At 58.5% G+C, this 9,944-nt stretch carries 10 protein-coding genes and 1 tRNA gene; 6 read left to right on the top strand and 5 right to left on the bottom strand.

The genetic code is table 11. The annotated features are described in order from the left end of the window. The first annotated feature begins 164 nt into the window (after window positions 1-164). The 4 genes from mgtE to B7O88_RS13990 all read left to right on the top strand — a co-directional run bounded on the left by mgtE (window position 165) and on the right by B7O88_RS13990 (window position 5,028). Window positions 165-1,604 carry a magnesium transporter gene (mgtE, locus tag B7O88_RS14005; protein ID WP_088276724.1) on the top strand — a complete coding sequence of 480 codons (1,440 nt, stop codon included), beginning with the start codon at window positions 165-167 and terminating at the stop codon, window positions 1,602-1,604. 186 nt (window positions 1,605-1,790) lie between these two features. Beyond that, window positions 1,791-2,048, top strand: a complete 258-nt coding sequence (locus B7O88_RS14000) for an OadG family protein (RefSeq protein ID WP_088276722.1) — start codon at window positions 1,791-1,793, stop codon at window positions 2,046-2,048. Between the two features lie 53 nt (window positions 2,049-2,101). Further along, window positions 2,102-3,880: a sodium-extruding oxaloacetate decarboxylase subunit alpha gene (oadA, locus tag B7O88_RS13995; RefSeq protein WP_088276720.1), complete on the top strand. Its 1,779-nt coding sequence runs from the start codon at window positions 2,102-2,104 to the stop codon at window positions 3,878-3,880. Window positions 3,881-3,891: 11 nt separating this feature from the next. After that, window positions 3,892-5,028 (top strand): sodium ion-translocating decarboxylase subunit beta, encoded by a 1,137-nt coding sequence (locus B7O88_RS13990; RefSeq protein WP_088276718.1) that lies wholly within the window; start codon window positions 3,892-3,894, stop codon window positions 5,026-5,028. A gap of 98 nt (window positions 5,029-5,126) precedes the next feature. Here B7O88_RS13990 and B7O88_RS13985 read toward each other — a convergent pair whose 3' ends face one another. Continuing rightward, entirely contained in the window at window positions 5,127-5,450 is a 324-nt protein-coding gene (locus B7O88_RS13985) for an Arc family DNA-binding protein (protein ID WP_088276716.1), read from the bottom strand. A gap of 331 nt (window positions 5,451-5,781) precedes the next feature. Here B7O88_RS13985 and B7O88_RS13980 point away from each other — a divergent pair. Together B7O88_RS13980 and B7O88_RS13975 are read left to right on the top strand one after the other, a co-directional pair. Then, a tRNA-Arg gene (locus tag B7O88_RS13980) sits at window positions 5,782-5,858 on the top strand. A gap of 143 nt (window positions 5,859-6,001) precedes the next feature. Then, complete coding sequence (locus B7O88_RS13975) at window positions 6,002-7,333, top strand: MFS transporter (RefSeq protein WP_088276714.1); 1,332 nt, start codon at window positions 6,002-6,004, stop codon at window positions 7,331-7,333. On the opposite strand, the gene B7O88_RS13970 is transcribed toward B7O88_RS13975, so the two are convergent. From B7O88_RS13970 to flgA, 4 genes are all read right to left on the bottom strand, one after another. Continuing rightward, a complete protein-coding gene (locus tag B7O88_RS13970) occupies window positions 7,330-8,079 on the bottom strand; it encodes a flagellar brake protein (protein ID WP_088276712.1) in 750 nt (249 codons plus the stop codon). The two genes, B7O88_RS13975 and B7O88_RS13970, sit on opposite strands and share 4 nt — an antisense overlap. Window positions 8,080-8,151: 72 nt before the next feature. After that, a complete protein-coding gene (locus B7O88_RS13965; RefSeq protein WP_088276710.1) occupies window positions 8,152-8,610 on the bottom strand; it encodes a flagella synthesis protein FlgN in 459 nt (152 codons plus the stop codon). A gap of 80 nt (window positions 8,611-8,690) precedes the next feature. Beyond that, on the bottom strand, window positions 8,691-9,017 hold the full coding sequence (flgM, locus tag B7O88_RS13960; RefSeq protein ID WP_088276708.1) for a flagellar biosynthesis anti-sigma factor FlgM: 327 nt from the start codon (window positions 9,015-9,017) through the stop codon (window positions 8,691-8,693). 141 nt (window positions 9,018-9,158) lie between these two features. Then, window positions 9,159-9,755: a flagellar basal body P-ring formation chaperone FlgA gene (gene flgA, locus B7O88_RS13955; protein WP_268807002.1), complete on the bottom strand. Its 597-nt coding sequence runs from the start codon at window positions 9,753-9,755 to the stop codon at window positions 9,159-9,161. Window positions 9,756-9,944 lie beyond the last annotated feature (189 nt).

Raw genomic sequence — 9,944 nt, 5'->3', positions numbered from 1 at the left:
CAGAAAACCCACTGATTTCAGTGGGTTTTTTTTGCCGTCACGAAAGTAGAGCTGAGCTCGGGTAGAAAGCCTGATAGGCTTTGTTTTCATATCGCTGTGGCCTCCTGCTGCCGGGAGGCGTCGATTGGTAAACGCCCGCTGCGGGCGGGTCAGGAAGCCTTGCCATGTCGGATATCAACAGAAAGTCGCCGGAAAGCCTGCAGGATCGCCTCGAGCAGGTGCAGGAGCTGTTGAGTCGTCATCGTCTGGTCGAGGATCTGGTGCACAAGCAGGAGGGGCAGCATCAGGAGCTGGTTGAGCATCTGGTTCACCAGCAGAACCTGGTCGAGCTGCAGCGCAAGCTTGATGAGCTGCACCCGGCAGACGTTGCCTATATTCTTGAGTCCTTGCCACTGGATGAGCGTCTGGCCGTCTGGCAGCTGGTCAAGGCCGAGCGCGATGGGGACATTCTGCTCGAGGTGTCCGACGCGGTTCGTGAAACCCTGATCGCGGACATGGATAGCCACGAGATCATCGCGGCTGCCAACACCCTTGATGCGGACGAGCTGGCAGATCTGGCGCCTGACCTGCCGCGCGACGTTGTCCGTGAGCTGATGGACAGCCTGGACGCGCAGCAGCGTGATCGCCTGAAGTCGGCGCTGTCCTATGATGAGGATCAGGTCGGCGCGCTGATGGACTTCGACATGATCACCATCCGTGATGATGTCAGCCTGGAGGTGGTCAGCCGCTACCTGCGTCGGTTTGATGCGCTGCCAGACCATACCGACAAGTTGTTCGTAGTCGATACCGAAGGTCTGCTCAAGGGCGTGCTGCCGATCAAGAAGCTGCTGGTCAGTTCTCCGGATGCGCTGGTTGTCGACGTCATGTCTGATGATCCGGTGATCTTTGATCCGGCCGATGACGCCGGTGATGCGGCGCAGGCGTTCGAGCGCTATGACCTGGTCTCGGCGCCGGTGGTCGACAATCTCGGTCGGCTTTGTGGGCGTTTGACCATCGACGAGATGGTCGACTACATCCGTGAAGAGAGCGAAGCGGAGGTGCTCAATGCTGCCGGTCTGCGCGAAGAAGAAGATATCTTTGCGTCGGTCTGGAAGTCGGTCCGCAACCGTTGGGCCTGGCTGGCGGTAAACCTCTGTACTGCGCTGATTGCCTCGCGTGTGATTGGTCTGTTCGAGAATGCCATTGAGCAATTGGTTGCCCTCGCTGCGCTGATGCCGATTGTGGCGGGTATTGGCGGCAACTCGGGCAATCAGACCATCACCATGATTGTGCGCGGGATCGCCACCGGCCAGGTGCAGGTTGCGCATGGGCGTCGTCTTCTGCGCAAGGAGACGGGCGTGGCCCTGATCAATGGCCTGTTCTGGGGTGTGGTGCTGGCTGCCATAGCTCTGCTGCTATACGGTAGCGTGCCGCTGGCGGTTGTGCTGATGGCTGCGATGACGCTGAACATGCTGCTGGCGGCTTGTATGGGGGTATTCATTCCCCTTATAAGGCTGCGCCTGGGCGGAGATCCCGCGCTGGGCTCCAGCGTACTGATTACCGCAATTACAGACAGCGGCGGCTTCTTTATCTTCCTCGGCCTTGCCACTGTTTTTCTGCTTTAGTGCAATTGTCTTTCTCTCCAGGGTGTGTCGCTTTGATTGCCTAAAATGTCACATCAGGATACATTAGGCCGTTTTTTCGTGTGGGAGGACTGTCGCGAGACAGCCTGATCTGCCAAGCACCCACTGACGTTATGCCAGCTATATAAGCAGCATGGATTAACCATGCCCAGAGTTGCGGGAGAGAAAATGGATTCTAATAACCTGGTTCTTGAAGGCGTTGAGCTGATGCTCCTCGGGATGGGGGCCGTCTTCAGTTTCCTTATTCTGCTGGTTGCCTGTACCAGCATCATGTCGGTCATTCTGTCGCGTTATTTCCCTGAAGCCTTGCCCGCGCCGAAGCCGGTGCGCAAGAAGGCGAGCGCTGCTCCAGCCAGTGTAGACCCCGATGTGGTTGCCGCCATTGGCGCTGCCATCAAGCAGCACCGTGCGCGTCAACGCTCCTGATTCATCCGTTTCGCGGTTTTCACCATTAAAAATCAAATAAAGGCCATGACACTATGACCGATACCAAAAAGCCTTTGGGCATTACTGATGTCATCCTGCGTGATGCACACCAATCCATCCTGGCGACCCGCATGCGCCTTGATGACATGCTGCCCATCGCTGGCAAGCTCGACCAGGTAGGCTTCTGGTCCGTTGAATCCTGGGGCGGCGCGACCTTCGATGCCTGTATCCGTTATCTGGGCGAAGATCCGTGGGAGCGTATTCGTGCCCTGAAAAAGGCCATGCCCAATACCCGTCAGCAAATGCTGCTGCGCGGTCAGAACCTGCTGGGCTACCGCCATTACGCTGACGACGTAGTCGAGAAGTTTGTTGAGCGCGCGGCCGTCAACGGCGTCGACGTGTTCCGTGTATTCGACGCGATGAACGATCCGCGTAACCTGGAGACGGCGCTCAAGGCCGTCAAGAAGCAGGGCAAGCACGCGCAAGGTACCATCTCCTACACCACCAGCCCGGTGCATACCCTGCAGATGTGGGTGGACCTGGCCAAGCAGATCGAAGATATGGGCGCCGACTCCATTGCCATCAAGGATATGGCCGGCATCCTGAACCCCTATGTTGCCTTTGATCTGGTCAGCCAGCTGAAGTCGACCCTGAGTATCCCGGTGCATATGCAGTGCCACGCCACTGCGGGGCTGTCGACTGCGGCTATCCTGAAGGCAGCAGAGGCAGGTATTGATAACGTCGACTCTGCTATCTCCTCGATGTCCATGACCTACGGTCATTCACCGACCGAGTCTGTGGTCGCAATTTTCCAGAATACCGAGCGTGATACCGGTCTGAACCTGGAGCTGCTGGAAGAAGTGGCCGCCTATTTCCGTGAAGTGCGGAAGAAGTACGCCAAGTTTGAAGGCAACCTGAAGGGCGTAGACTCCCGCATTCTGGTTGCTCAGGTGCCGGGCGGCATGCTGACCAACATGGAAAACCAGCTGAAGGAACAGGGCGCGAGCGACAAGTTTGACGCCGTTCTGGCCGAGATTCCGCGCGTGCGTGAAGACCTGGGTTTCATCCCGCTGGTAACACCGACCTCACAGATTGTTGGCACTCAGGCGGTCATTAACGTTCTGACTGGCGAGCGTTACAAGTCCATCACCAAGGAAACCGCAGGCGTGCTCAAGGGCGAGTACGGTGCAGCGCCGGCGCCGTTCAATGCCGAGCTGCAGGCTCGCGTTCTTGATGGTGCCGAAGCCATCACCTGCCGTCCGGCAGACCTGCTGGAAGCGGAAATGGACAAGCTGACTGCCGAGCTCAAGGGCATGGCCAGCGAGAAGGGTATCAAACTCGCCGAAAATGAAATCGACGACGTTCTGACCTACGCCCTGTTCCCGCAGATTGGTCTCAAGTTCCTCGAAAACCGCGGTAACCCGGATGCATTCGAGCCGGTACCGACCGGTAACGAGCTGCCGGCTGGCGCCAAGTCGGCCGGTCCTGAGGCCTACACCGTTAGCGTCAATGGCAAGGAATACGTTGTCCAGGTCTCCGAGGGTGGCGACATTTCCGGTATCAAGCCGCTGGGCGATGCAGCAGCTCCTGCCGCTGCTACTGCTGCACCCGCTGGCGACGGCGAGCCGCAGGGTGCGCCGCTGTCCGGAAACATCTTCAAGGTGCTGGTTGCTCCGGGCGATCAGATCGAAGAGGGTGACGTTGTCATGATCCTGGAAGCGATGAAGATGGAAACCGAAGTGCGCGCCGTTCGCGGTGGCAGTGTGGTCTCCGTTAACGTCAAGGTTGGCGACGCAGTAGCCGTCGGCGACACGCTGCTGACCATCGGTTAAGGGGGAGATTAATGGATAAGCTCCTCCAACTGTGGCAGACCACGGGTATCTATCACATGGCCTGGGGTCAGGCAGTGATGATCGTGGTGTGCTTTGGTTTGATCTACCTTGCCATCCGCAAGGGTTTTGAGCCGCTGCTGCTGATTCCGATCGGCTTTGGCGGCATCCTGGCCAACCTGCCGGTCGCCAACATGGCCGAAGGGTCGGGCATCTTGCACATGATCTATGAAGTCGGTCTGCCGACCAGCGTGTTCCCGCTGCTGATCTTCATGGGTGTAGGTGCAATGACCGACTTCGGTCCGATGCTGGCCAATCCGCGCACGCTGCTGCTCGGTGCTGCTGCGCAGTTCGGGATCTTCGGTACCTTGCTGGGTGCGCTGGCACTGACTGCTGCAGGGATTCCCGGCTTCGAGTTCACCATGAAGGAAGCAGCGTCCATCGCCATCATCGGTGGTGCGGACGGCCCGACCTCGATCTTCGTGACCTCGAAGCTCGCGCCAGATCTCCTGGGCCCGATTGCGGTTGCTGCCTACTCCTACATGGCGCTGGTTCCGCTGCTGCAGCCGCCGATCATGCGCGCGCTGACCAGTCAGAAAGAGCGTGGCATTGTGATGACCCAGCTGCGCGTGGTGAGCAAGGCCGAGAAGATCATCTTCCCGCTGTTGCTGCTGATGCTGGTTGCCCTGCTGCTGCCCGATGCAGCGCCGCTGGTTGGCATGCTGTGCTTTGGTAACCTGATGCGTGAGTGCGGTGTGGTCGAGCGCCTGGCGGATACCAGCCGTAATGCGCTGATCAACATCGTTACCATCGCCCTGGGTCTGGCCGTTGGCTCCAAGTTGTCTGCGGAGTCCTTCCTGCAGCTCAAGACCCTTGGCATTCTGGTACTGGGTATGATCGCGTTCTGTGCGGGCACTGCGGCTGGCGTGTTGATGGCCAAGCTGCTGAACCTGTTCAGCAAGAATCCGATCAACCCGCTGATCGGTTCTGCCGGTGTGTCTGCGGTGCCAATGGCTGCCCGTGTATCCAACAAGGTAGGTCTGGAGACCAATCCGCAGAACTTCCTGTTGATGCATGCGATGGGTCCGAACCTGGCGGGTGTAATCGGCTCTGCGGTTGCGGCAGGTATTCTGCTCAACTTTGTTGGCTGATCGCTGCTTTGGCTGGAAATAAAAAACCCGCTCATTGAGCGGGTTTTTTGTTGGTCCTTGCTGCGCTGAATCAGATGTGCGCAGAGGTCAGGTCTGTATCAGGCCTGTTCGTTGGCCAACAGCGCCAGCAAGGCGTTTTGCTGGCGTCGGCTCATGTCTCGGAAGTGCGTCAGCAGCTCGCGCTCGTGATGGCTGAGGCCTTCCGTATCCTGTGCGTTGAGCATCTTGCGCGAGGGCTGGTTTTGTTCGGGGAGCGTCGGCAGATCCAGCAGGCTGTGTTCCAGTCGCGCAATGATCTCCGAGTTCATGCTGCGGTGATGTTGCTTGGCGACATCTGCAATGCGGTCACGCATTCCCTGGGGTAGACGAACCACGAACTTGTCGGCGGTTCGGCTGGTGTACTGTTGGGTAGCTGTTTTCATGGGGCAATGATAATCGCTTGGCTGAAAAAATCGATGCTGGCCAAGTGCCGCAGATCAATGCGGAAAAGCGCGGCCAGGGCCATGGGTTGTCCAAATACAATCGTTATAGACAACATTTTTTCTATTGGTGCCCTAGTAGACCTTTTTTTTGCGTTTCAGGCTATAGGGTGACAAAAAAATGTCTATGAAATGTGACGGGTTTACGACGAATGGCACTATGCTATTGCTTTGGTTTTGCCAGCATTGCGCTGGAAATGCCCGGTATGCTTCAGGTAATATCTCGAACTCTCGATTAAATTCAACGGGTTGTGACATCACCTGCGACGTATTTGCGCTTGTAGCTCAGCTGGATAGAGCAACCGCCTCCTAAGCGGTAGGTCCCCGGTTCGAATCCGGGCTCGCGCACCATCTTCCTTTTTCCTGATTGCTGCCTGGCCTGGCCTGCGATCCAGCGGCTCGGGAACCCTGCCTTTGCCGGTGGGTCGACTATTCTGCGTTTAGCTGGCATTGTTGCCGGCTAGTCATCTCCAGGGATTGTAACGGGAGCCTGCATGCCTCGCGCACTGACCGCCTTTTCTTCACTGTATTTCGCCACCTTGCTGATGCTGCTTGGCAGCGGTTTGCTGAGTACCTACCTGGGCCTGACGCTGGCAGCCAATGGTGTCAGTGAGCTGTGGATCGGTTTGTTGATGACGGGCTATTACGGCGGCTTGGTGATGGGAGCTTCGGTTGGTCACCGTCTAATCGCTCGGGTTGGCCATATTCGCGCCTTTGTTGCCGGTGCTGGGCTGGTGACGGCGTCGGTGCTGTGCCACGCGCTGTTTGAGAATGTGATCGTGTGGCTTGGGCTGCGGGTGCTGGTGGGCATGGCCATGATGTGCCAGTTCATGGTGTTGGAAAGCTGGCTTAACGAGCAGTCCGAGTCGCATCAGCGGGGCATGGTATTCGCCAGCTATATGGTGGTTACTTACCTTGGTCTGGTGCTGGGGCAAGTGGTTTTCGCCATCAAGCCGGAGCTTTCGCTGGATCATCTGCTGTATGTCGCAATGTGCTTTTCGCTCTGCCTGGTGCCTGTCGCTACCACCCGGCAGATCCACCCTGCGCCGCTGCGCCCTGCGCCGTTGAAGGCGAGGTTGTTTCTGCAGCGTATTCCTCAGGCGCTGACCACTATCGGTGTCGCGGGGCTGATGATGGGGGCGTTTTACGGTATGGCGCCGGTATACGCCAAGTCTGTGGGGTTGCCGACATCGGAAATTGGTATGTTCATGGCGGTGACCATTTGTGCCGGGCTGGCCGCGCAATGGCCTGCCGGCTGGCTGTCCGATCGGATTGATCGCAGCCAGTTGATTCAGGTGAGTGCCATGGTGCTGACCGCAGTGTCGGTGGTCATGGCGATTGGTCTGATGCCGGCCGGCGGTCTGATTTTCATGACGGCGATATTCGGCCTGATGGTGTTCACCCTGTATCCCATGGCTGTGGCGCTGGCCAATGACCATGTTGAGCCGGATGATCGGGTGCCGCTGTCGGCGATGTTGCTGGTGACCTTTGGTCTGGGTGCGAGCGTGGGGCCGCTGGTCAGTTCAGGGCTTATGAAGTGGCTGGGCCCCGGTATGCTTTACGTATTTATGGCTGCCTGCAGTGCCATTCTGGTCTTCAGGGTGCGTTCTGCCGCAGTCACCGGCGATCATCTCGTAGAGTCTGCGCCGCTGCAGTTCATGCCGGCGGCCGGCAACCTTGCCAGCTCCCCATTGGCCGCCGCAATTGATCCCCGGGTGGAGGAGAGTGCGGTAATTGAGCAGATGCAGGACGAGGTGGTGGTCGAGGAGTCTGCGGCAGCAGACTCCGGGCTCGACGCTGATCAGGATGATCATCGACCTGGTTAGAACAGGTCTTCCTTCTCGAGACGCCGCGCTTCGCGCTGAAGATAGTTGACGAAGCGGTCGATGCTGCGCTGGGCCTGCGCGGATTGCAGCTTGAACATCAGGCCGGCGTGGGTTTCGTTGGCTTCCTCTCGGAATACGACGTGGCGAACTTCAACGGTGACACTGACACGGCCGACGTCAGGCAGATGGAGCACGCTGCTGCTGTACTCTTCGCCTGGCTTCAGTGATTTGCTCCGGTCGCCCTCCAGACGCACCTTGCAGCCGGTGGCAGACAGGTCCATCAGGTAGCTTGTGAAGCGCCGATCCCGGTCGGGAGCGGCTATCTCAACGGCAATGTCGGCAGTGCGCCGCACGCTGGCACGGAAGGCGCCGCGTTTCTGGTGATAGATCAGCTCTTCCGGCAGTGCAAAGGCGTAAGCAGGAGCGTCGTCAAGCATGACCTTGCTGGCGCCCGGGCAGCTCCAGCGCATGTGTATGCCTTCATGCCAGGCATCAATCCTGAAGGATTCGCCCTGGCTGGCGTAGCGGTCGCCCTCGCGGGGGATCATTTCGTCAATCCACATCGTTCCCTTATCGGCATCGACGTTGACGATAAAACTTTGAAATTTTTGCGCCCGGTCGGTGAAGCTGATGGTCAGCGCGTCTCGAGCCTGCATCAGGGTACGTAGCAGAGAAAGTATCTCAACGGGGGCGCGCACCTCTCTGGGCGGCTGGGGGCCGGTTTCTTGTGAAAACAGGTTGGACACGTCGGCTTCTCGTTATGATTCGTAACAGCAGGCACAACTATACCGCGAGGTTGGCGGCAATGATATTCGTGATCAGGCCTTGCTCAGGTTTCGAGTAATGCCGGAGCGGCTGCGATTGCCGAGTTGATCATAGATGCCGCTACCCGGTTCCCCTTGATTGCGCAGCAGATCAAGCATGGAGCGAGTGCTGTGCTGGCTGTGGTGAACAAGGCGGGCGTTGCGATCATTGGCCTGCTTGCAATTGGCCAGCGCCTCAAGGAACTGCTGGTAGTCCTGCTGGAGCTGGGTGTCGCCCGCCTGTTCGATGTGGGCGGCCAATTGATCTTGCGAAATGTTGTGGGTCTGACAGTAGTGCCTGATTGCCTGGTCGTGAACAACCAGCGCGTCTGCGAGGCTGCGCTTCTGGCTTAGCAGGGTCTCGAGCGTGGCCATGTCCTGCCGGGTCAGGGCGTCGCGTTCCTGTTCAAGCAGGTCCAGATAGCGCTGGCAGTCCTGTTCCGCCGACTCGAAGCGTTCTTGCAGTGGGTGCATGGCGTATCTCCTGACTGTGGCTGCCCCTAGGCGGGGTTAGTCGAAGAGTACAGCCAGTGTCGGTGTCTGACTACTGGCTATCAGCTTTCCAGATTCAGCAGTTTGTCTGCAATTCGGCTGCTGTCAGCCTTGTAGCTGCCATCGGCAATGGCTTGCCGGATCTGGCTGACACGCTCGTTATCCACTTCGGGCAGCTCGCGCAGCTTCTCTTCGATGGCCTGCAGTTGCTGGGCCTGAGCGCTCAGGTTGACTGATGAAGTGCTCTCTGTCGACTTGGCCTGGCCAGCCGCAGCCTGAGTGCCAGACTCGCTGACCGAGCTTGCTTCACGCTTGCCTGCCGCACCGCCAGCCTGGCTGCTGCGACCGGCGCCATTCGGGCCGTTGGGCGAGTTGAAGTCGATGACCATGATGAATTCCTCAAACTGTAAAATCTTCTCTAGCCGCTGTAACGGCAGCCGGAAGGAAAACTTTAGGAAAAAATAGTGTGAAGACCGTCACGGCGCGAGAGGCAGCGCCCGGCAAGCGGAAAATGCTGTTGCCGTGCATGATCACATTCCTGCTTCTACCTGTCCAGGGCCTGTTACCCGGGCCCTTATGACTCGGTTGGAGCGCGTGTTTCGCACGCGAATCTGGGCGCCGAGTGTACCATCTTCCAGCGCCTCTCCAGGCATCCGAACGTTGACACTGCTGTTGCCGGCGCTGATGACTACCTTGTCGCCACGCTGTATCAGCCGATTCTGCTCCAGCTGGGTATGACTCAGGACGGTATCGGCGTTGACGTTGCGCTTGAGTTGCATGCCTATAGCCTGGGCCGGGTCGAGCAGGTAATTGCTGTTCAGCAGGCCGGTATCTCGCTCGGCCAGGCGAATGTCCTGCGCACCGATGACGCCGCCCCGTGATAACGGGCGGCTGCTTACCACTACCTGTTGGTAGAGGCTGACCTGAGCCTGCACAAACAGCCGCCAGGGGGAAGGACCGTCACAGGTTACCCTGACGGTAACCCGGCCGATCGGGATGTCCGGGCTCTCCAGGCGAGCCGAAAGGGCGTCCTCGGCGCATATCGGCAGGCGCAGGCGCTGATCGAGCCTGTTGATGCGAACCTCATGGCGCGGGTCGCCGCCCAGGGTCTGCGCATAATCGCTCACTTGCTGCTCAAGATATTGGCTGGTCACGCCGATAAGCTGGTCAATGAGCGGGTTTGCCTGTGTGGGGGCGGAAAAAAATATCGCCAATACCGCGCACCCGGTGATAAAACGCATACAATTACCTGCAAACAGTTGGGTGATGTCCGTCAGATTAACGTCGTCTGCTGATGGACCTGCACGAAACATGCC

It is taken from the genome of Halopseudomonas aestusnigri, assembly GCF_002197985.1.
Taxonomy (GTDB): domain Bacteria; phylum Pseudomonadota; class Gammaproteobacteria; order Pseudomonadales; family Pseudomonadaceae; genus Halopseudomonas; species Halopseudomonas aestusnigri.
Note: the sequence above shows the minus strand (reverse complement) of the source record. Positions and strands in the feature narration are given on the sequence as shown.